Origin of the sequence: Paraburkholderia sp. SG-MS1, from assembly GCF_012275575.1 — a bacterium.
Lineage (GTDB): Bacteria > Pseudomonadota > Gammaproteobacteria > Burkholderiales > Burkholderiaceae > Paraburkholderia.
The window spans coordinates 1-20,525 of the sequence record NZ_NPIH01000158.1 but is presented as its reverse complement, the minus strand read 5'-3'; the positions used below and the strand labels follow the sequence as shown (position 1 = coordinate 20,525).

Here is a 20,525-nt window from a genome sequence, read left to right as displayed (position 1 = left end):
GCGCAGGTGGCGGCATGGCGCGCGAGCCGGCCCGCCTTTCGCATCGATCCGCTGGCGGCCGCGCGCGGCGAAGCCGTCGTCGAGCAGGCGCTGGCCTTCGCGCAGACGCATTTCGAACGTGGCGAGCCCGTGCTTATCTATGCGAGCGCCACACCCGACGAAGTCAAAGCCGTGCAACGTGAGCTAGGCGTCAACGAAGCGGGGCGTCTGGTCGAAGCGACGCTCGCGTCGATCGCGCGCGGCTTGCACGAACGCGGCGTGCGCAAGTTCGTGGTGGCGGGCGGCGAAACATCGGGCGCGGTCGTGCAGGCGCTCGACGTGCACACGCTGCGCATCGGCGCGCAGATTGATCCGGGCGTCCCGGCTACCGCGACGACCGGCGTCGAACCGCTCGCGCTCGCGCTGAAATCCGGCAACTTCGGCGCGACTGATTTCTTCGAGAAGGCGCTGCGTCATCTCGGCGGAGCCGCGCAATGACCGTCACACCCGCACTCCATACGAGCAACGAAGCGCGCGTGCGCGAGGAAATCTGCGTGAGCGGCGCGAGTCTCTATCAACGCGGCTATACGGTGGGCACCGCCGGCAACATCAGCGCGCGGCTCGACGACGGCTGGCTGATCACGCCGACCGACGCGTGCCTCGGCCGGCTCGATCCCGCCGATATCGCCAAGGTCGATTTCGACGGCAACGCGGTGTCGGGCGGCAAGCCGTCGAAAACGCTGGCGCTGCATCGCGGCATCTATGCGCGCAACAGCGCGGCGCGCGGCGTCGTCCATACGCATTCGACGCACCTGGTCGCGCTGACGCTCGCGGGTGTGTGGAGCGAGGCGGACGTGCTGCCGCCGCTCACACCGTACTACGTCATGAAAGTGGGCCACGTCCCGCTGATTCGCTATCAGCGTCCCGGCGATCCGCAAGTGGCCGCGCAGATCGCCGCGCTCGCCGATACGGTTCGCGCGGTGCTGCTGGAGCGGCTTGGGCCGGTGGTGTGGGAGCGCTCCGTCGCACAGGCGTCGTATGCGCTCGAAGAACTCGAAGAGACCGCGCGCCTGTGGCTGATGACGAATCCGCGGCCCGCGCCGCTCGACGCAGCCGCACTCGAAGAACTGCGTGCGGTGTTCGGCGCACGCTGGTAAAAAAAATCGGCACAACAAAGCCCTGCCGCCCAAAGCGGCGCACGAGGCTATTCGTGGAAGGAGACAATGCATGAGTTCGTATCAGGCCGCCGCAAGCCGTCCCGTCGCCGCCAGCGCGGCACAGCCCGGCGCTGCCGAAGTTGAACGCACCTATAAAAAGGTGTTCTGGCGCATCGTGCCGTTTCTGATGCTGTGCTACGTGGTCGCTTATCTGGATCGCGTGAACGTCGGCTTCGCGAAGCTGCAGATGTCGCAGGATCTCGCGTTCAGCGAAACGGTGTTCGGCCTCGGCGCCGGCGTGTTTTTCATCGGATACTTCCTGTTCGAGCTGCCGAGCAACATCCTGATGCACAGGATCGGCGCGAAGATCTGGATCGCGCGGATCATGATTACGTGGGGCTTGCTGTCCGCGCTGTTCGTGTTCGTGAAGACGCCAATGCAGTTCTATCTGCTGCGCTTTCTGCTGGGTCTCGCCGAGGCCGGTTTTTATCCGGGCGTGATCCTGTATCTGACCTACTGGTTTCCGTCGCATCGGCGCGCGAAGATCATCGCGGTGTTCATGTCGGCGATTCCGGTGTCGGGGATTTTCGGCAACCCGCTGTCCGGCTGGATCATGCAGGCGTTCCATCACAGCTCGGGTTTCGCGGGCTGGCAGTGGATGTTCCTGATCGAAGCGATTCCCGCAGTGGCGATCGGTATTGCGACGATCCTCTATCTCGACAACGGCATCGCCGGCGCGAAATGGCTGAGCGAGCGAGAAAAGCGTCTGCTCACCGATGAAATCGCCGCCGCGCAGCCGCAGGAGACAAACCAGAAGCACTCGCTCGGCGCCGTGTTTCGCGATCCGCGCACGTGGTGGATGTCGTTGATCTACTTCGCGTTCGTCACCGGTCAATACGGCCTGACGTTCTGGATGCCGACGCTCGTCAAATCGACGGGCGTGAGCGGCGCGTTCAACATTGGTCTGCTGAGCGCGATTCCGTTTCTCTGCGCGATCGTCGTGATGAACGTGATGGGCCATAGCGCCGACAAGCGCCGGGAGCGCCGCTGGCATCTGATCGTGCCGGCGCTATTCGGCGCGGTCGGCTTCACGGTGGCCGCTTCGTTCGCGGACAACACCGTGGTGTCGATCGCGTTCCTGTCGTTGGCCGCCGCCGGTGTGCTGACCTGCGCGCCGCTCTTCTGGTCATTGCCGACCGCGTTCATGTCGGGCGCCAGTGCGGCTGCCGGCATCGCGATCATCAATTCGATCGGTAATCTCGCGGGCTTCGCGAGTCCGTACATGATCGGCTATCTGAAAGATCTCACGCACAGCACGCGGACCGGCATGTACGTGCTGGCCGGCATGCTGGTGATCGGCGCGGTGGCCACGTGGCTCACGCCGGCGAAGCTCGTCAATCGCTAAATCGACATCGGCGCGCGGCGCGCCCGTTCACTGCCTGCGCCGCGCGTTTGCTCACACCGTTTTCAAGGAGTTGCCGCCATGCCTCGTTTCGCCGCCAACCTGACGATGATGTACAACGAGCACGCTTTTCTCGACCGCTTCGCCGCCGCCGCGAAAGACGGCTTCGAAGCGGTCGAGTATCTGTTTCCTTATGATTTCCGCGCCGGCGAACTGAAGGCGCGGCTCGACGCTCACGGTCTCACACAGGCGCTCTTCAATGCGCCGCCCGGCGACTGGGCCGGCGGCGAGCGCGGCATCGCTTCGCTGCCGGGCCGCGAGGACGAGTTCCGGCGCGGCTTCGACACCGCGCTCGAGTACGCGCGCGTGCTCGGCAACCGCAAGGTGCACGTGATGGCCGGCCTGATCGGCGCGGATCAGCCGCGCGCGAAACATCGCGAGGTGTACCTGAAAAACCTCGCGCATGCCGCGCAGACCGCGCAAGCCGAGAACATCATGGTCGTGATCGAGCCGATCAACACGCGTGACATGCCGGGCTTTTTCCTGAACCGCCAGGACGACGCCCAGGCGATTTGCGCGGAAGTCGGCGCGCCGAATCTGAAGGTGCAGTTCGACTGCTATCACTGCCAGATCGTCGAAGGCGATCTGGCAGTGAAACTCAAACGCGATATGGCCGGCATCGGCCACATCCAGATCGCGGGCGTGCCGGAGCGGCACGAGCCCGACCTCGGCGAACTGAACTACCCGTACCTGCTGGAACTGATCGATTCGCTCGGCTACGACGGCTACATCGGTTGCGAATACCGGCCGCGCGCGGGCACTTCCGCCGGCCTCGGCTGGTTGAAGCCCTATCTGCGCGCTGCCCGCTAACCCTCATCAATCGAAAGACGACCCATCATGAAAGTACTGATTACCGGCGGCGCGGGTTTTCTCGGCCAGCGTCTCGCGCGTGAACTGCTGTCGCGCGGTTCCCTGAAAGACCCGCAAGGCGCGCCGCAAGCGATTACCGAACTGGTGCTGCTCGATGTGGTGCGCGCGGGCGATGTCGGCGACAGCCGCGTGCGCGCCGAAGTGGGTGATATCGCGGAGCGCAGCGTGCTGGAGCGCGTGATCGACGAGAAAACTTCGGCGATCTTCCATCTGGCCGCGATCGTGAGCGGCCAGGCCGAGGCGGATTTCGATCTCGGCATGCGCATCAATCTGGATGCGTCCCGTTTGCTGCTGGAAGTTTGCCGGCAGCGCGGGCATCGGCCGCGCGTGGTGTTCACGAGTTCGGTCGCGGTCTATGGCGGGGACCTGCCCGAGATCGTGCAGAACGACACCGCATTGAATCCGCAGTCGTCGTATGGCGCGCAGAAGGCAATCGCGGAACTGTTGCTCAACGATTACGCGCGGCGCGGTTTCGTCGATGGCCGCGTGTTGCGGCTGCCCACCATCAGCGTGCGGCCGGGGCGACCGAATGCGGCGGCGTCATCGTTCGCGAGCGGCATCATCCGTGAGCCATTGAACGGCGAAGCGGCGACGTGTCCGGTCGCGGGCTCGACGCGCCTGTGGCTGTTGTCGCCCCGCAAGGCGATCGAGAGCCTGATCGCTGGGCTCGAGATCGACGCGGCCGCGCTCGGCAACCAGCGCGTGCTGAATCTGCCGGGGATTTCGGTGAGCGTCGACGAGATGGTCGCCGCGCTGCGCGAGGTCGCCGGCGACGCGGTCGCGCAGCGGATCGTGCGTGAGCCGGATGCGCGTGTGGAAAAGATCGTTGGCAGCTGGCCGGGGCAGTGGGACACATCGCGCGCCGAAGCGCTGGGGCTGAGCGGCGATCACAGCTTCGCGGACGTGATCCGCGCCTATATCGCCGATGAGGGGATCGAGGTTCGATGAGGGGTTTTAGCTCCGGCTTCGTTTCAGGTTCGGTTCCAGTTCGGCTGCGGTTTCAGTTTTAGCCTGGGCTACGGGCTAGCCAGCAGTTGCACCCCGATGACCCGCCCGCCGGAGCGGGTGCGCGAAGCCTGGCTGTGCCCTCAGCTGTAGCTGCTGGCCAATAGCCACGAGTGGCACCCCAGCGAGGCCGCGCCCCTAAACGGCCTCGCTGTTCACCCCAAATCCTCCGACGCATGACGGCCACTGCGCCCTCCCTCCCTTGGCCTGCACGTATTCCCTGGTGCGGGCTAGGTCACGCTTGACACGCTTTCGTGCCCGCGCCTATTATCGAGCCTAGTTGTTCGATATATGACCGTGTGTTCGTACAAAGAACAAATGGCGATTTCGAAACCGTCGTCCACCATCCTGCGCTAAGCTGCCTTGACGTGGCGGCTGCCGTGTCACCGCTTGCCGTTGCGCTCGCCGGGCCGATGCCTCAGCGCATCCTGTCCACATCGGCGTCAGCGCCAGCGCGGCCGGCTACGGCACAGCGCACGCAGCACATCAACTGGAGACATCACATGACCGAAGCATTCCTGTGCGACGCGATTCGCACCCCCATTGGCCGCTATGCGGGTTCGCTGTCGTCGGTGCGCGCCGACGATCTGGGCGCGGTGCCGCTCAAGGCGCTGATGGAGCGCAACAAGAGCGTCGACTGGGACGCGATCGACGACGTGATCTACGGCTGCGCGAACCAGGCCGGTGACGATAACCGCAATGTCGCGCGCATGTCGTTGCTGCTCGCGGGCCTGCCGCAAGGCGTGCCGGGCTCGACGGTGAACCGTCTGTGCGGCTCGGGCATGGATGCGGTCGGCATTGCGGCGCGCGCGATCAAGTCGGGCGAGGCCGCGCTGATGGTCGCGGGCGGCGTCGAAAGCATGAGCCGCGCACCGTTCGTGATGCCCAAGGCAAGCAGCGCATTTGCGCGCCAGGCCGAGATCTATGACACCACAATCGGCTGGCGCTTCGTCAACCCGCTGATGAAGAAGCTGTACGGCGTCGACTCGATGCCGGAGACCGCCGAAAACGTCGCAACCGACTACAACATCAACCGCGCCGATCAGGACGCCTTCGCACTGCGCAGCCAGCAGAAGGCGGCACGTGCGCAACGCGACGGCACGCTTGCGCAGGAAATCGTCGGCGTGACGATCGCGCAGAAGAAGGGCGATCCGATCACGGTCTCGCAAGACGAACACCCGCGTGAAACCAGCCTCGAAACGCTCGCCAAGCTCAAGGGCGTGGTGCGTCCGGACGGCACGGTCACGGCGGGCAACGCGTCGGGCGTGAACGACGGCGCGGCGGCTCTGCTGCTCGCCAACGAAGAAACGGCGAAGCGCTTCGGCCTCACGCCGCGTGCTCGCGTGCTGGGTATCGCCACGGCCGGCGTCGCGCCGCGCGTGATGGGCATCGGCCCGGCGCCCGCCACGCAAAAGCTGCTGGCGCGTCTGAACATGACCATCGATCAGTTCGACGTGATCGAACTGAACGAGGCGTTTGCTTCGCAAGGTATCGCGGTCTTGCGTGCACTCGGTGTTGCCGACGATGACGCGCGCGTGAATCCGAACGGCGGCGCGATCGCGCTCGGCCACCCGCTCGGCATGAGCGGCGCGCGTCTGGTGACGACCGCGATGTATCAACTGCAGCGCACGCAAGGCCGCTTTGCGTTGTGCACGATGTGTATCGGCGTCGGCCAGGGCATTGCGATCGCTATCGAGCGCGTGTAATGGTTTGACGTGGGCGTGTCGGTTTTCGGCACGCGTCTGCGCTTTGCAAGCAACATGAACAGCCCCATCGCTCGCGCGACGGGGCTGTTTTGTTTTGTGCGTCGGGCGTCGTATCTTGTCTGTACGCGGGGTGGATGTGTGCGGGCGCGCTGCGTGCTACCAGGTAAGAAGAATCGTTTGGAAGCGGTGGTCCTGAAGATGTGGTTATGACGGGGTCGAACGCGAGTGTCCTGTACGTCGGACTGTCGCCAGGAGCGCGCAAATGAAGGCAATCACGATTGGCACAGCATGGATGATCGCGGCATTCGCCGCGGCGCAGCCGGTGTGGGCGCAAGACGACATGGCGAGCGCTGCGCAAGGCGTGCTCGGCGCAGTGCAGCCGGTGCACATGAAGGCGGAAATCGTCGGCATCGATGCGGGTAGCCGCTCGCTTACGCTGAAGGGGCCTGGCGGCAATGAAATGCTCGTGCTGGTAGGCCAACAGGTCGCCACCTTCGATCAACTGAAGGTGGGCGATCGGGTAGACGTGCTTTATAAAAACGCGCTGCTCGTGAAGGCCGAGAAGGTCGTCGGGGCGGAGAAGGGGATTCGCCAGCGCGTCGACAAGCAGACATACACGCCGGCTTCCGGTGGTTTCGAATCGGCGCGTCAGACTGAGGTGGTCGCCACCGTGGAGAAGATCGACCACAAGAAGCGGCTCGTCACCCTGCGCGGCGCATATCGGGCGCAGACGCTCGAAGCCGGTCCCGGCGTCGATCTCAAGGACGTGAAGGCGGGCGATACGATTCATGCGGTATTCGTATCGGCCGCGGCTGTGCAGATCACGCCGGTGGGGCAGTGAGGGTGATGGACGCGGCGCGCTGAGGGCTATCCATACCAGCGAAAAACTGCCCCTGACATCAGGAGGAGCCGCCCCATTTCTGCTAACGCATGTGCATCGTCCAGCCATCACGCGGTCGCTACGCTGCGCATTCGAATGGCTGCGCTAACGCGCTATAGGGGTGCCGATGCCCCACCACGCGAGCCTTCCCAGGCAGCGCGCGATCACACCGCGTCTGGCCGGCAGCAAGCTGCTTAACGACACGCGTGCGGCAGCGTCGCCGTCCGTGCTGAGCCACACGCGCTCGCCGCGTTGCAGGCGGAACTCGTCGCCGGGCACGAGCCAGTGATCGTAAGGTGAACTGACGCGTGTGAGCCAGACGCGCGCGCCTTGCACCGCGAGCGTGCTGTTGGCGTCGACGCGCCAGGTCAGCGTCGCGCCGGGCAACACGGAAAAATGCACTACCACTTTCGGTAGACACTCGTCGGGCCGATGCCGATACGACACCAGACTCGAGTCATCGTCCATGCACTGCGGGCTTGCCTGATCCATCTTCGTTCTCCGTCATCGAGCCGGCTGACGGAGGCGCCCACAAAACAAAAGGCCCCTTCCGTTACCGGCGGGGCCTTGGGGGTCTTGTTTGCAGATTCAGACTACTAGCGCACACATGCTCCCAATGGCCAGCCAGTGATGGCTCGCATTGGGTGGTTAATCGCAATGGCGATGGAGAGGTGCGTCAGCATGGAATCGAGTGTGCCGTTTTGCCGCAGGGCTTGTCAATCAAAATGTGCTGCTTCATCCACGCATCACGCGGATTGACACGCGCGCTTCCATGCAGGCAGATTCGTTTCACCGCATCCACTCGGCAACGACGATGACGAGAAACCGTAACCGCAGCATCAAACGGCGTTTGCAATCTACGCTGTTCATGCTGGCCGCCTTCGCTGCCGGTTCCGCTTGCGCCGCGAGCTTCGACTGTCATCGGGCGCGTTTGCCCGACGAGAAGGCGATCTGCGCTTCCCGGCAACTGAGCGAGCTGGACGTCGAGATGTCGGTTCGCTATCAGATGTTGACCGGCCTCGTCGCGATGGGCACTCGCGGCAACATGCAGGACGAACAACAGGCATGGCTGAAGTCGAGGCAGGCATGTGGCCGCGATCACGTGTGTCTGCTCGCCGCGTATCGTCGGCGCATCGGCACGCTGACCGACGCGTACGCGCGCCTCGCGAGCCGCGGACCGTTCTGAGTTCGCGTTTCGCATCTGTATGCGTCATTGCGCGTGCGGCGAGCGCGCGGCCAACTGGGGGCGCCGCGCCCGTCCGCCGTGACAATCTATGTCGCGCTATGTCACACCGCCCGCAAAACGCCCGCGAACCCTTGCCCAGCAAGCTTCCTTCACGGTGAAACAAGGTGACATATCTGCGTTGCTGATTTACCGGGCTCGTCCTTCTATAGTCCGTTTGTCGCCACACCGCAGTGACACAAGTGGCCCGAACCCAGCAAGGACATACCGTGAAAAATCGTTCGTTCGTCGTGCCTGTCAGCTCCGCGTGTGTTGCGTCATCGGCAGCCTCTTCATTCTCACGCAGTGTGTGGCGCAAGCTCGTGCTCGGCGCCGCCGCCGCTGTGCTCGCGCTTGGCAGCGCGTCGGCGTTCGCGTGGTCGCAGCACGGCACGGCGTATACATCGCGCGGCACCTACAACGGCGCGCGCTACGGCTCGTGCGGCGGCGGCAGCTGTTCGCACGCGGGCGGCGTCGCGGGCCCCTATGGCGGCTTTGCCAGCAACACCGGCACCGTGACGCGCAACGCGCCGGGTCAGTTCTCGAATTCGGGCACCGCGACCGGGCGTTACGGCAACTCTGTCCAGCATGCCGGCGACACCAGTTGCGCTGGAGGCAGTTGTTCGCACACCGGCACGCTGACCGGCCAGGACGGCAAAACGGCCACCACCTCCGGCGACGTGACGAAGACCGCGCCGGGCCAATATTCGTCGTCGGGGTCGATCACCGGCTCGAACGGCAACACGCTCGATCATTCGGCATCGACCCATTGCGCCGGCTCGACCTGCTCGCGCTCGGGCACGATGACGGGCTCGGACGGCGCGAGCGTCTATCACTCCGGCACGGCGACGCGCGTCGAGCCGGGCGTCGTAACGACGTCGACGAGCGTGAGCGGCACGCACAGCAACACGGTGACGACGAGCGGCACGGTAGTCACGAGCGGTGTCGTCGCGACCGGCGGCACGACGGTCGTCGTTGCGCCGAAGCCGGTGGTGTACGTGCCGCCGCCTCCGCCGCCGGTCGTCTACGTTGCGCCGAAGCCGGTCGTGGTCGCGCCGCCGGTTGCTTATGTTCCGCCGCCGGTGGTGTATGCACCGCCGCCGGCCGCGTATGTCGCGCCGCGCGTCGTGTACGTCGCGCCGGCGCCGCGCCCGGCGGTGTGGGTGCCGGGCCACTGGGTCGGACGAGTCTGGGTGCCGGCGCATTGGGCATGAGGAGCGCGGCGATGCGAGTCCGTCATGACGGGAACGATAGACAGCTTGGGAGTACGGCGCGCGGCTCGCGTGCCGAAGCGTTACCGACACCCGCTGTTGTCAAAGGCCTGCTCGCGGCGCTCATTGTCGCGCTAGGTCTGACGGCGGTTGCTAGCGCGTTCATCGCAGACGCTCACGGCCTTCGCGGGAACGATCCGCCCGAAGCATCGCAAGACTGTTCCGCGCGATACGCCGCGTTGCTCGACCTGGCCGAACTGGCGCGGCGCGACGGCAAATCGTCCGAGATGGTCGTGCGGGGTTTGAGCGGGCACGCCGGCGCGATGAGCGCCTGTCTGCTGGCAAGCCGTAGCGAACCAGCGCCGCAATAAAAGCACCGTGGGCCGGCGCCCGCCGCGGCACGACTAACCCACCGGCTTTTCCTGGCGATGGCGAGTCAGATCGCACTCCAGAAATATCGCGCCGGGGATCGGATTGAACACGTAAGCCGGAATGGCTTCAAAACCCAGCGACGCATAAAGCCGCCGCGCCGCGTGCATGGTCGGTAGCGTGTCGAGGCGCATGCGGTGATAGCCCGACTCTCTTGCTACCGTGCAAATGCGCGTCGCCAGTTGCTTGCCGGCCTGCAAACCGCGACCCGACGGACGGACGTAAAGGCGCTTCATCTCGCAGGTCGTGTCATCGAGTGGGCGCACCGCGACGCAGCCGACGATGTCCGCTTCGTGATAAGCGAGCAGCACACGGCCACGAGGCGCAGTGAATTTGCCCGGCAGGTCGGCGAGTTCGGAATCGAAATTCTGGAAGCCGAGATCGATGCCCAGACTTTCGGCGTATTCACGAAAGATGGCCCGGACGGCGTCGATCTGTTCCGGGAAGCGGGCGGTCTGGATGTGGATCATTCGCGCGTTGCGTGGGCTGTTTCGACGGGGGCAGGCTTGCTGCGCTTTGAATTCGAGCAGTTTAACGGAACGCGCGCCGTGCGATGTCGCCACCGCGCAAGCCTTATTGCGTTTCTTCGAGCACCACCGGAAAGCGGATGTCGAAGGTCGTCCCCACACCCTCGCGCGACACGAAATCGATGTGCCCATTCAACATGCGGCACAACTCCTTGACGATCGAGAGACCCAGACCCGTGCCCGGAATATCCTCGCCCGCGGCGCGCTCGAATTCGTCGAACACGCGCTCCGCGTCCGACGCCGAGATGCCCACGCCGGTATCGGACACGCGGATCGTCCAGTGTTCTGTGCCGGCCATGGCTAACTGTAGGCCGACCTGGCCCGACTTCGTGTACTTGGTCGCGTTGGACAGCAAATTGACCGCGATCTGTTTGAGCTTGAGACGATTGGACGTGACCGTCTTCAATGCCGGGTCGCACGATGCGCGCAGGCTCAGCCCTTTGGCTTCGATCAACGGACGCGTCGACGCGACCAGTTCGTCATAAAGCTCGCGCAGTTCAACCTGTTCGAGCGCGAGCGGCGCGCCGTCGCCGAGCATGACTGCATACTCGACCATCTGATCGACTAGCAGCTTCATGTCGGCGGCCTGCCGGTTCGCCAGCGCCAACGCGGTATCGGCCTTCGATGGCGCTCGCCCGATCAGTTGCAGTGCGATGGAAAACGCATTGAGGAAATTACGCAGGTCGTGCGCCACGCTGCGTGTGATCTGCATGCGCGATTCGTGCAACTCGCCCACCAGCCGCTGTTTCAGGATCAACTCGTGGTTCGCGCGTTCGAGTTGACCGGTGTACTCGTCGATCTTGCGGTCGCGCTCGCTGACCACTTCCTTGATCGATGTGTATGACACCATGCTGAACGCTTCGGCGATCAGCCGCCGCGCACGGCTTTCATGACGGCGCGTGAAGGTACTGTCCGGCTGCGCGAACGCGTCGAGCGCTTCGTCGAGCACCTGATGGAAGAGGTCGAGTTCGCGTACGAGCTCTTCGATCCGATAGCCCTGGCGCCACCGCACGTTGCCGTGCTTTTTCGCGTTGCGTTCGATCGACGTTTCGACGCGCTCCAGATCTTCGCTGTCGAGCGCCGCGCAGAGTCCTTCCAGAATCTCCGGCAGATGATCGGCGAGTTGCTGATGCGTGAGTTTGTCGGCTTCGACGAGATCGAGGTCGCTCGCGACGGCGTTCATCCATTGTTCGGTGAGGCGGAGCCGCTCTGAGCGGACGAAGTCGGCGAAATTGCGCAGCGGGCTCACACGGGTGTCGGTCATAGCTGAGATGCGGGGTGAAGTTTCTACAATGTGCAGATCAACCCGTTCATTATCACCGCATTCTCCATGAGTGGAACATTTGTTGCGGCGCGACCGGAAAGGAGCAAGACAATCAACCGGTGAACCCTGATGCACTCAATTCTGTTGGTGGACGACGAGCCGGAAATCCTTGCGGCGTGGCGCCTGATTCTCGAACGTGACGGTTATGAGGTGGGTTGCGCGAGCAACGGCGCCGAGGCGATGGCGCGCACGGCAGCGCACATTCCCGACCTGATTATCACGGACTGGATGATGCCGATCATGGATGGCGCTGAATTGTGCCGGCGTCTGCGGGCGCTGCCGGGATTCGCCCATGTGCCCATTGTCGTGCACACCGCGGTCCCGCCGCTCGAATGCGATGTGAAGAACTGGGACCTGTGCGTGCGCAAGCCAGTCGGTGCGGAGCGCTTTCTGGCGATGGTCGCGCAACTGTGCAAGCGCACCCATTGAGACGCTGGGCGCGCGGCTCAGTCCCCGGAGCCGGCGGCATTGGCCGCCTTCACGAAATCGACGAACGCGCGCAACGGCGCCGGCATGTGGCGGCCGCCGGGATAGTAGAGAAAGGGCCCCGAAAAGCGCTGCCACCACGGCTCGAGAAGGGGCTCCAGCGCGCCGCTGTCAAGTGGCGCCCGCAGCATGTCTTCGAACAGATGAATCACGCCGACGCCTGCCACCGCGCAACTGATCGCCAGGTCGATCGCAGCGCCTGGCCGCACGATCAGTGGCCCAGACGGATTCAATTGCAGTAGTTCGCCATCGCGTTCGAAGTACCAGGTTGGTGTGGCGCCGCCGGCGAATTGGCCGCGCAAGCATGCGTGCGACAGTAGTTCACGTGGATGCCCGGGGCGTCCGTGAGCGTCGAGATACGCCGGGGCAGCGGCCGTCGCGAAGCGCTGCACGCGTGGCCCGATCGGGATCGCGATCATGTCCTGTTCGAGGCGCTCGTCATAGCGAATGCCGGCGTCGCAGCCGATCGTCAGCACGTCCACGAAGCCGTCCTCGACCACCACTTCGACGCGGATATCCGGGTACTGCTTGAGGAAGGACGCGATGACGTTCGGCAGGACGATGCGCGCCGTGCTCGACGGCACGTTCAGTTTGAGCGTGCCGGTCGGCGTGTCCCTGAAGCCGTTGAGGACATCCAGCGCGGCTTCCATTTCGCCGAACAGCGGGGTCAGCTTTTCGATCAGGCGCAGCCCGGCCTCCGTCGGCGCGACGCTGCGCGTGGTGCGGTTCAGGAGACGCAGCCCGAGTTTGCTCTCCAGGCGCCGCACGGCGATGCTCAGACTCGATGCGGACACGCCGCCGCTGCGCGCCGCGTCGCGAAAGCCGCCCGCGCGGGCGACCGAGACGAAGGCGGCAAGGTCGTTCAGTTCCATCGCGATTGTTCATATTTTTAAACAACCCGTACACGTTAAACCGGTTTATTTAACAACGCAATCCCGGCGATACTGCCGCTCAGCCACTCAACAAGGAGCGTGTCATGTCGAATATCGGTTCGAATATCGGTTTCAGAGATACCTTTTCCCTTGCCGGCCGCACGGTGCGGCGCATGGGTTACGGGGCGATGCAGCTTGCCGGCCCCGGCGTGTTCGGGCCGCCAAAAGACCGCGCTGCGGCGCTCGCGGTGCTGCGCGAGGCGGTGGCCTCGGGCGTGAATCACATCGATACGAGCGACTTTTACGGACCGCACATCACCAACCAACTGATTCGCGAGGCGCTGCATCCGTACCCGGACGATCTCGTGATCGTCACGAAAGTGGGCGCGACGCGTGGCGACGACGGCGCGTGGCTGCCGGCGCCTGAACCGGCGGATATCGAACGCGGCGTGCACGACAACCTGCGCAACCTCGGCCTCGACGTGCTGGAAGTCGTCAACATGCGCATCATGGGCAGCGTGCACGCGCCCTCCGAAGGCTCGATCGAAAAGCAGGTGACGGCGCTCGCCCGGCTTCAGCAGCGCGGGCTCGTGCGTCATATCGGCTTGAGCAATGTGACCGCCGCGCAAATCGAAGAGGCGCGGCGCATCGCGGAGGTGGTCTGCGTGCAGAACCACTACAACCTCGTGCATCGCGAGGACGACGCCTTGATCGACGACCTCGCCGCCAAGGGCATCGCCTACGTGCCGTTCTTTCCGCTCGGCGGATTTACGCCGATCCAGTCGTCGGCGCTATCGGACATCGCGCAGACGCTCGGCGCGACGCCGATGCAACTGGCGCTCGCATGGCTATTGCATCGGGCACCTAACATTCTGCTGATCCCGGGCACGTCCTCGCCTGGACATTTGCACGAGAATCTGGCGGCGGCCCATTTGAGCCCGACCGGTGACGTACTCGACCAGCTGAATACGATCGGCAGCGCGAAAGGCTGAGAGCGATTGCATTGGCGTGGCCAGCTGATCGCGTCGGATCACGGCGGGCGTCGTCACACCGACCCCGCGATGTGCTCCCGCAACCATTGATGCGCCGGGTCGCGATGTGAACGCTCATGCCAGAGCATCGCCATCTCGTAGCCCGGCACGTCGACGGGCGGCTCGACCATGCGCACCGCGCCGCAGTCGCGCGCGAGCCGCTCGGGCAGCATGCCGACGAGGTCGGTGCTCGCCAGCACCGACAGCATGAACAGGAAATGCGGCACCGACAGCGCCACTTTGCGGGTGAGCCCCGCTTTCGCGAGTACTTCGTCGGTGACGCCGACAAAGCCGCCACCCACCGGCGACACGATCACATGGTCGAGCTTGCAGAACTGCGCGAGTGTCGGCCGGCGCTTGAGCCGCGGATGATCGGCGCGGCCCGCCAGCACATAACGCTCAGCAAATAGCACGCGCCGGCGCAATCCTTCGGGCGAGCCTTCGCTCGTGTGAAATGCCAGATCGATCTCGCCGCGTTCCGCCTGTTTCGCGATGCGCAGCGGCGCCGCTTCGACGACGGCGAGGCGCGTGCCCGGCGCCGTCGCGCGCATGCCGGCCAGCGCGGGCAGGATGATCGTCGACTCGGCGTAATCGCTCGCGGCGACGCGCCACGTGTGCGTGGCCACCGCCGGATCGAACGGACTCGCCGGGGCGACCGCGCGTTCGAGCGCTTGGAGCGCCTCGCGCAGCGGTTCGCGCAATGCCTCGGCGCGCGCGGTGGGCCGCATGCCGCGCGGCCCGGGTAGCAGCAGCGGATCGCCGAACACGTCCCGCAATTTGGCCAGATGCACGCTGACCGACGGCTGCGAGAAGTTCAGGCGTTCGGCCGCGCGCGTCACGTTGTGCTCCGACAGCAGCACGTCGAGCGTGACGAGTAGATTGAGGTCGAGTGTTCGGAGATTAACCATCGCAATACCAGATATACAGGGAATTCATTTCCAATATACCGGAGCGGTACCTATCGTGATGCCATTCAAATCACGAAAGAGAGCGCGGTCATGAAAGTTCTGCTTGTTTATGCGCATCCTGAACCGAAATCGTTGAACGGGTCGCTGAAAGATTTTGCGCTCGGGCGGCTCCAGGACGCCGGCCATGTCGTGCAGGTTTCCGACCTGTACGCGATGCAGTGGAAAGCCTCGCTCGATGCGCACGACAGCATCGAGCCGCAAGCCAGCGAGCGCTTCTATCCGTCCCGCGAGTCGAAGCACGCGTTCGAGAACGGCTTGCAGAGCGTGGACATCGTCCGCGAGCAGGAGAAGCTGATGTGGGCGGATGCAGTGATCCTGCAGTTTCCGCTCTGGTGGTTCTCGATGCCGGCCATTCTTAAAGGCTGGGTGGAGCGGGTCTATGCATACGGCCTCGCATACGGCGTCGGCGAGCACTCCGACGCGCGCTGGGGCGAGCGTTATGGGGAGGGCAAGTTCGCCGGCAAGCGCGCGATGCTGGTGGTCACCGCCGGCGGCTGGGAGTCGCACTACAGTGCGCGTGGCATCAATGGCCCAATGGACGACGTGCTGTTTCCGATCCAGCACGGCGTTCTGTATTACCCCGGTTTCGACGTGCTGCCGCCGTTCGTGGTTTATCGCACGAGCAGGATCGATGAGGCGAACTATGCGGAGGTTCGCGACGCATTGGGCAAAAGACTGGACGCTCTGTGGACCACCCAGCCGATCCCGTTCCGCCAGCAGAACGGCGGCGCCTATGCGATTCCTGAGCTGACGCTGCGGGCCGATCTGGTGCCGGATCGGGTCGGCTTCTCGGCGCATGTCGAATAGGCTGGGCGGGAAGGGGCGAGCGTTCGCCCCTTCCTTCGCGTAACGCGTGCGGCCTTCACGCTGAAGGATCGTATGTTTCGCTGAAATTTGGTTGTAAGTCGCTATTGCTAGAGTCGTCGACGCAAGCAGGCCGCCGCATGCCGCGTAGTGTTCTTCGGACACCTGGACAGGGAGAGCGACACCATGAATCCAGTTCGTGCGTTCTGGCTCATTCTGACGCTGCTCGTCACGGCGCCCGCATGGGCTTATGAGTCGCGGGTCGTCACCATTCCCAGCGCGGCGATGCACGAATCGTTCGAGGCGACGGTGGTGCTGCCCGATCAATATGCGCAAGGCAATACGGCCAATCGCTTTCCCGTCATCTATCTGTTGCACGGCTCGGGCGGCGACTACACCGACTGGGCCAGCAATTCGCCCATCGGCAAGCTGGCCGACCGCTATCACGTGATTCTCGTCATGCCCGACGGCGGTCATGAAAGCTGGTATATCGACAGTCCGGTCAACCCGCGCAGCCGCTATGAGACCTATGTGGGCACGGAAGTGGTGGCTTACGTCGACGCGCACTTCCGCACGATTGCAACGAAAGAGGCGCGCGCGATTACCGGCCTGAGCATGGGCGGATTCGGCGCGCTGCATATCGCGCTCGGCCGGCCGGATGAATTCGGCGCGGCGGGCAGCATCAGCGGCGCGGTGGACCCGCGCGGCTCCGAGGACGAGCCCGGCATCGAGCAGGTATTCGGCGACCCGGCCCGTGACGCGGGCTTCTGGAACAGCGAGGCGATCGTCGAGAATGCGCGCAGTTTCGACGACGCGCATATCGCCCTGACGATCGATTGCGGCGTAAACGATTCGCTCGTGCAGTCGAATCGCATGCTGCACGAGCGGCTCGTCGAACTCGGCGTGCCGCATGACTACGCCGAGCGGCCCGGAGGGCACACATGGACGTACTGGTCGAACGCGGTGCAGTATCAGGTGCTGTTCTTCGCCAGCGCGTTCAGGCACGCGCGCATGGCCAGCACCGCGGGTGGCGACCTCACCAGCGTCACAAGCTGAACGCGCGAATTCGAATACCGCACTGCGCCGTTCAGTCGATGCCGTGAAACACAGCGTCATCCGGGCCCAGATACGCAGGCGGGCGCCACGCGGCGTCGCGCATCGAATGCTGAACCAGCTTTTCGACGCCCAGCAGCACCGCGAAAATTGCCATCCGCACTGGAATGCCGTTGTCGGTCTGCCGGAAAATCGCCAGCCGCGCGTCGTGATTCAGGTCCACGCTCAGGTCGTTCGCGCCGGGCCGGCTGTCGCGCGGCAGCGGGTGCATGATCAGCGTGTCGGCGCCGCATACGCTGTCCACCAGCGCCTGATTGATCTGGAAATCGGGGGTGTAGCCTTCGAACGATTCGTCGGTGAAGCGCTCTTTCTGGATGCGCGTCGCGTACACCACGTCGGCGCCGCGCAAGCCGTTGGCGAGGTCGTGAGTCTGCTCGATCACGTGGCCGTTGCGCGAAATCTGCTCGATGATGTAGCCGGGCATGTCGAGCATCGGCGGCGAAATCAGCGTGAATTTGATGCCGCGATACAGCGCCAGCAGCTTCACCAGCGAATGCACGGTGCGCCCATATTTGAGGTCGCCGACCAGCGCGATATGCGCACCGTCGACGATTTTCCCCAGACGCGAGAACTCCCGCTGGATCGTGTAGAGATCGAGCAGCGCCTGGCTCGGATGCTCGCCGGGGCCGTCGCCGCCGTTGATCACCGGCACGTTGGTCGCGCGCGCGAATTCGGCCACCGAGCCTTGCTCCGGATGGCGGATCACCAGGGCGTCCACGTAGCCGCTCATCACGCGGCTCGTGTCGTAGATCGACTCGCCCTTGGCCATCGACGAAAACGTGAAGCCGGTGGTGTCGCACACCGAGCCGCCCAGCCGGCAGAAGGCCGCGCCGAAGCTCACGCGGGTGCGCGTGCTGGCCTCGAAGAACAGATTGCCGAGCACCGCACCTTCGAGCACGCGTGAGATTTTGCGGCGCCGCGCGATGGGCTGCATGATGTCGGCCACCCGGAACAGCGCCTCCACAGAGTCGCGCGAGAACTGGTCGACCGACAACAGCTGTGGCCGGCCTTCGAACAGTATCTCGCTAGCTAGTGATTGCGAATCTACGCTCTGCGTATATTTCTCGCCGGGGTCGCCGTGTACCACGATCTCCGATACGAAGCGCTCGACGATCTCCGGCATGGCCCGCGATTCTTGCGAATCGTCCGGCAGAAGCCACGTGTCGAGCGCCCGGCGCGACACACCGATGCGGCTCGCGAACGTATCGCGCGTCATGTTGAGACGACGCATCGCATCGCGTAGGAAGGCTTGTTGCGGGACGCTCATGGAGGCACCTGTCGGGGAAGGGTGTGGCGGCAAATGTACGCGGTGCGTATATTAGTTGGCCGGTGAGAGAAGTCAAGCGTTTTTCGGGACGGCTTTGCCGGACGGCGCTGCAGCCAGTTACACTGTGGTTCATGCATGCCGACCCGACGTTCCGACTCCGCCTGTCGACCCTCGCACACGACGCTTCCGCGAGCGTCGCGGGGGTGCGCGCGGATGGGTTGCGCGTTCGCCGCAGCGCGAACCGCCCGAACGTCGGCGCCAAAGCCAAGAAACAGCCGCTCATCTGACCGGAGCACGCTGTTCCGTCGTCAGATGTGCGACGGAACGGCCGGTCACCGCCCGCCTGCGGGCTGTCCTGAATGTTTCCCTCGTACCGCTGAACGGAATCGATACGGTCGCGTCATCGAGGTAGAGACATGTCTGATTTTTCGGGTATCTGGATTCCGCTCATTACGCCGTTCGCCGACGGCACCGTCGATCACGCCGCGTTACGCGCGCTGCTGCGCCGCTATGCCGATGCGGGCGTCGCCGGGCTGGTCGCGCTCGGCACGACCGGCGAGCCTGCCGCGCTCGATGCCGCCGAGCAGGACGCCGTCCTCGCAACGATTCTCGACGCCGCGCACGCCGCGGCTCGTGACGCGGACGGCCTGGACGGCGCGCGGGCGCTCCCGGTGCTGGTCGGCGTATCGGGCAATCACACGGCGAGCATGCGCGAGCGCATCGAACAACTCAACTCGCTGCCGATCGCCGGCGTGCTGATTGCCGCGCCGTATTACATCCGGCCGTCGCAAGCGGGCATCGTCGGTCATTTCACTGCACTCGCCGATGCGAGCGACAAGCCGGTCGTGTTGTACGACATTCCGTACCGGACAGGCGTGCGGCTCGAACTCGACACGCTGCTGACGCTAGCCGCCCATCCGCGGATTCAGGCTGTGAAGGATTGCGCGGGTTCGCTCGACATCACGCTCGCGCTGATTCGCGACGGCCGCCTGCAGGTGCTCGCCGGCGAGGACGTGGCGATCTTCAACAGCGTGTGTCTGGGCGGCAGCGGCGCGATCGCGGCGTCCGCGCATCTGCGGCCGGAGCGCTTCGTCGCGCTGTATCGCGCGCTGACGGCAGGCCGGCTCGACGAAGGCCGGCGCATTTTTCACGAGCTGGTGCCGCTGATCCAGGTGGCGTTCGCCGAACCGAATCCGGCGCCGGTGAAGGCGCTGCTCGCCGCGCAGGGGCTGATCCGCAACGAGCTGCGCATGCCGATGACGCGCGCGAGCGATGCGCTCGCCGCGCGGCTCGAAGCGCTCGGCGGATCAGGTGTTTTTGAACAGGATGCCGAACGATCGACCTGATCGGATCGTCGTCGCGAAGCACGGGCAAAGGGACGGTCATCGCGGCGCCTCCAGGCACGGCTTATCAGCCGTGTTTGGCATCTCTAATCACCGTCCCATATTTGAGATAAAGCCCGGTGTGGCCAGGCGATAATCGACGCCCTTCTGATCCTTTTTCGCCGCCGGCCTGTGTCCGGCCCATGCCGAATGCAGTCATTCCTGTTTGCCAATTGCCAGTCTCGTGTCTTCACGTGCCGTCTGCCGGGCGTGGGGCACGCGCCGATGTCCACCGGCATGCGCCGTGATGCGCGTGCGCGGTTTCGCGCCGCTTGCGCTTCGTGCGCGGGGAGTCCGTGATGGCTTCCGGATTCAGTGCCGGCAGTCAGCTTTCCAGCGGCTCGCTCCGCTTCGTCACGCGCCGCACGGCGTTTTCGCTCGCGGTGGGGGCAGCTTGCGGCTCGGCCGCACTGGCGCTCGCCGCGGGCGTCGCAATCGGCATGCACTGGGATGCGCATGACGCGTCCGGCGCTCAGGCTGCCAACCGGGTCGAGCACGACTACGCGATCGATCAACTCGGCAAGCTCAACGCGTCAGTTGCGCAGATCGAGCCGCGGATGGCGCGGCTGACTACACGGGTCGGCGCCTTGCGCGATTTCGAAGCCCGCCTGAATACGCCACGGCCGGCGCCGCGCGCATTGGTTTCGCCCGTTCCGTTGGCGCCAGCGTCCGACGCGGAGTTGTCCGCCACCGACGGCGAGGGCGGCCCCGCGCTGCCGCCACGGCCCTGCAGCGAAATCGCGCCGCCTGGGCACGGATCCGCCGACGCCGACCGTACGCGCCGGCAGTTGGATTGCATCGCCGCGACGCTGTCGGCGCTCGAACAGCAA

Annotated in this window: 21 protein-coding genes and 1 pseudogene; 16 read left to right on the top strand and 6 right to left on the bottom strand. The window is 64.8% G+C overall.

Going from position 1 to position 20,525, the window contains the following annotated elements:
• The 7 genes from CIC12_RS12485 to CIC12_RS12455 form a co-directional block, all read left to right on the top strand.
• The coding region (locus CIC12_RS12485; protein ID WP_274597554.1) for a nucleotide-binding domain containing protein at window positions 1-477 on the top strand (477 nt) is incomplete at its 5' end.
• The gene (otnC, locus tag CIC12_RS12480; RefSeq protein ID WP_168664414.1) at window positions 474-1,136 is read left to right on the top strand and encodes a 3-oxo-tetronate 4-phosphate decarboxylase; all 663 of its coding nucleotides are present in this window, start codon (window positions 474-476) and stop codon (window positions 1,134-1,136) included. The genes CIC12_RS12485 and otnC, both read left to right, overlap by 4 nt.
• A 70-nt stretch (window positions 1,137-1,206) precedes the next feature.
• Window positions 1,207-2,541 carry an MFS transporter gene (locus CIC12_RS12475; protein WP_168664413.1) on the top strand — a complete coding sequence of 445 codons (1,335 nt, stop codon included), beginning with the start codon at window positions 1,207-1,209 and terminating at the stop codon, window positions 2,539-2,541.
• A 78-nt stretch (window positions 2,542-2,619) separates the two neighbouring features.
• The gene (gene otnI / locus CIC12_RS12470) at window positions 2,620-3,408 is read left to right on the top strand and encodes a 2-oxo-tetronate isomerase (RefSeq protein ID WP_168664412.1); all 789 of its coding nucleotides are present in this window, start codon (window positions 2,620-2,622) and stop codon (window positions 3,406-3,408) included.
• Window positions 3,409-3,435: 27 nt separating this feature from the next.
• Complete coding sequence (denD, locus tag CIC12_RS12465; RefSeq protein WP_168664411.1) at window positions 3,436-4,416, top strand: D-erythronate dehydrogenase; 981 nt, start codon at window positions 3,436-3,438, stop codon at window positions 4,414-4,416.
• A 560-nt stretch (window positions 4,417-4,976) separates the two neighbouring features.
• Window positions 4,977-6,179 (top strand): 3-oxoadipyl-CoA thiolase, encoded by a 1,203-nt coding sequence (gene pcaF / locus CIC12_RS12460; RefSeq protein WP_168664410.1) that lies wholly within the window; start codon window positions 4,977-4,979, stop codon window positions 6,177-6,179.
• A gap of 262 nt (window positions 6,180-6,441) precedes the next feature.
• Window positions 6,442-7,020 (top strand): hypothetical protein, encoded by a 579-nt coding sequence (locus CIC12_RS12455; protein ID WP_168664409.1) that lies wholly within the window; start codon window positions 6,442-6,444, stop codon window positions 7,018-7,020.
• Between the two features lie 144 nt (window positions 7,021-7,164).
• Here the strand turns inward: CIC12_RS12455 and CIC12_RS12450 are convergent, their stop codons facing one another.
• The gene (locus CIC12_RS12450; RefSeq protein ID WP_168664408.1) at window positions 7,165-7,551 is read right to left on the bottom strand and encodes a DUF2917 domain-containing protein; all 387 of its coding nucleotides are present in this window, start codon (window positions 7,549-7,551) and stop codon (window positions 7,165-7,167) included.
• A 322-nt stretch (window positions 7,552-7,873) separates the two neighbouring features.
• On the opposite strand from CIC12_RS12450, the gene CIC12_RS12445 reads away from it, so the two are divergent.
• The 3 genes from CIC12_RS12445 to CIC12_RS12435 all read left to right on the top strand — a co-directional run bounded on the left by CIC12_RS12445 (window position 7,874) and on the right by CIC12_RS12435 (window position 9,863).
• On the top strand, window positions 7,874-8,245 hold the full coding sequence (locus tag CIC12_RS12445) for a lysozyme inhibitor LprI family protein (protein WP_174772028.1): 372 nt from the start codon (window positions 7,874-7,876) through the stop codon (window positions 8,243-8,245).
• A 266-nt stretch (window positions 8,246-8,511) separates the two neighbouring features.
• Window positions 8,512-9,495, top strand: coding sequence for a hypothetical protein (locus CIC12_RS12440; protein ID WP_168664407.1), 984 nt, complete (start codon window positions 8,512-8,514; stop codon window positions 9,493-9,495).
• Window positions 9,496-9,506: 11 nt separating this feature from the next.
• Complete coding sequence (locus CIC12_RS12435; protein ID WP_168664398.1) at window positions 9,507-9,863, top strand: hypothetical protein; 357 nt, start codon at window positions 9,507-9,509, stop codon at window positions 9,861-9,863.
• A 33-nt stretch (window positions 9,864-9,896) separates the two neighbouring features.
• Here CIC12_RS12435 and CIC12_RS12430 read toward each other — a convergent pair whose 3' ends face one another.
• Window positions 9,897-10,391 carry a GNAT family N-acetyltransferase gene (locus CIC12_RS12430; RefSeq protein WP_168664406.1) on the bottom strand — a complete coding sequence of 165 codons (495 nt, stop codon included), beginning with the start codon at window positions 10,389-10,391 and terminating at the stop codon, window positions 9,897-9,899.
• A gap of 103 nt (window positions 10,392-10,494) precedes the next feature.
• Window positions 10,495-11,712, bottom strand: coding sequence for a sensor histidine kinase (locus tag CIC12_RS12425; protein ID WP_168664405.1), 1,218 nt, complete (start codon window positions 11,710-11,712; stop codon window positions 10,495-10,497).
• A gap of 129 nt (window positions 11,713-11,841) precedes the next feature.
• Between CIC12_RS12425 and CIC12_RS12420 the strand changes: the two genes are divergently transcribed.
• On the top strand, window positions 11,842-12,201 hold the full coding sequence (locus tag CIC12_RS12420) for a response regulator (protein WP_238812553.1): 360 nt from the start codon (window positions 11,842-11,844) through the stop codon (window positions 12,199-12,201).
• 17 nt (window positions 12,202-12,218) lie between these two features.
• Here CIC12_RS12420 and CIC12_RS12415 read toward each other — a convergent pair whose 3' ends face one another.
• Window positions 12,219-13,130 carry a LysR family transcriptional regulator gene (locus tag CIC12_RS12415; RefSeq protein ID WP_168664404.1) on the bottom strand — a complete coding sequence of 304 codons (912 nt, stop codon included), beginning with the start codon at window positions 13,128-13,130 and terminating at the stop codon, window positions 12,219-12,221.
• A 104-nt stretch (window positions 13,131-13,234) separates the two neighbouring features.
• Here CIC12_RS12415 and CIC12_RS12410 point away from each other — a divergent pair, with 104 nt between their 5' ends.
• On the top strand, window positions 13,235-14,122 hold the full coding sequence (locus tag CIC12_RS12410) for an aldo/keto reductase family oxidoreductase (protein ID WP_168664403.1): 888 nt from the start codon (window positions 13,235-13,237) through the stop codon (window positions 14,120-14,122).
• Between the two features lie 53 nt (window positions 14,123-14,175).
• On the opposite strand, the gene CIC12_RS12405 is transcribed toward CIC12_RS12410, so the two are convergent.
• Complete coding sequence (locus CIC12_RS12405; protein ID WP_174772027.1) at window positions 14,176-15,069, bottom strand: LysR family transcriptional regulator; 894 nt, start codon at window positions 15,067-15,069, stop codon at window positions 14,176-14,178.
• Window positions 15,070-15,159: 90 nt separating this feature from the next.
• Between CIC12_RS12405 and CIC12_RS12400 the strand changes: the two genes are divergently transcribed.
• Window positions 15,160-15,936 (top strand): NAD(P)H-dependent oxidoreductase, encoded by a 777-nt coding sequence (locus tag CIC12_RS12400; protein ID WP_168664402.1) that lies wholly within the window; start codon window positions 15,160-15,162, stop codon window positions 15,934-15,936.
• A gap of 183 nt (window positions 15,937-16,119) precedes the next feature.
• Window positions 16,120-16,989 (top strand): alpha/beta hydrolase, encoded by an 870-nt coding sequence (locus CIC12_RS12395; RefSeq protein ID WP_168664401.1) that lies wholly within the window; start codon window positions 16,120-16,122, stop codon window positions 16,987-16,989.
• A 31-nt stretch (window positions 16,990-17,020) separates the two neighbouring features.
• Here CIC12_RS12395 and CIC12_RS12390 read toward each other — a convergent pair whose 3' ends face one another.
• On the bottom strand, window positions 17,021-18,313 hold the full coding sequence (locus CIC12_RS12390; RefSeq protein WP_168664400.1) for an aspartate carbamoyltransferase: 1,293 nt from the start codon (window positions 18,311-18,313) through the stop codon (window positions 17,021-17,023).
• A gap of 416 nt (window positions 18,314-18,729) precedes the next feature.
• On the opposite strand from CIC12_RS12390, the gene dapA reads away from it, so the two are divergent.
• Both dapA and CIC12_RS12380 read left to right on the top strand, forming a co-directional pair.
• The gene (gene dapA / locus CIC12_RS12385) at window positions 18,730-19,659 is read left to right on the top strand and encodes a 4-hydroxy-tetrahydrodipicolinate synthase (RefSeq protein ID WP_168664399.1); all 930 of its coding nucleotides are present in this window, start codon (window positions 18,730-18,732) and stop codon (window positions 19,657-19,659) included.
• A 335-nt stretch (window positions 19,660-19,994) separates the two neighbouring features.
• Window positions 19,995-20,525 (top strand): annotated as a pseudogene (locus CIC12_RS12380) (M23 family metallopeptidase); the annotation flags it as partial.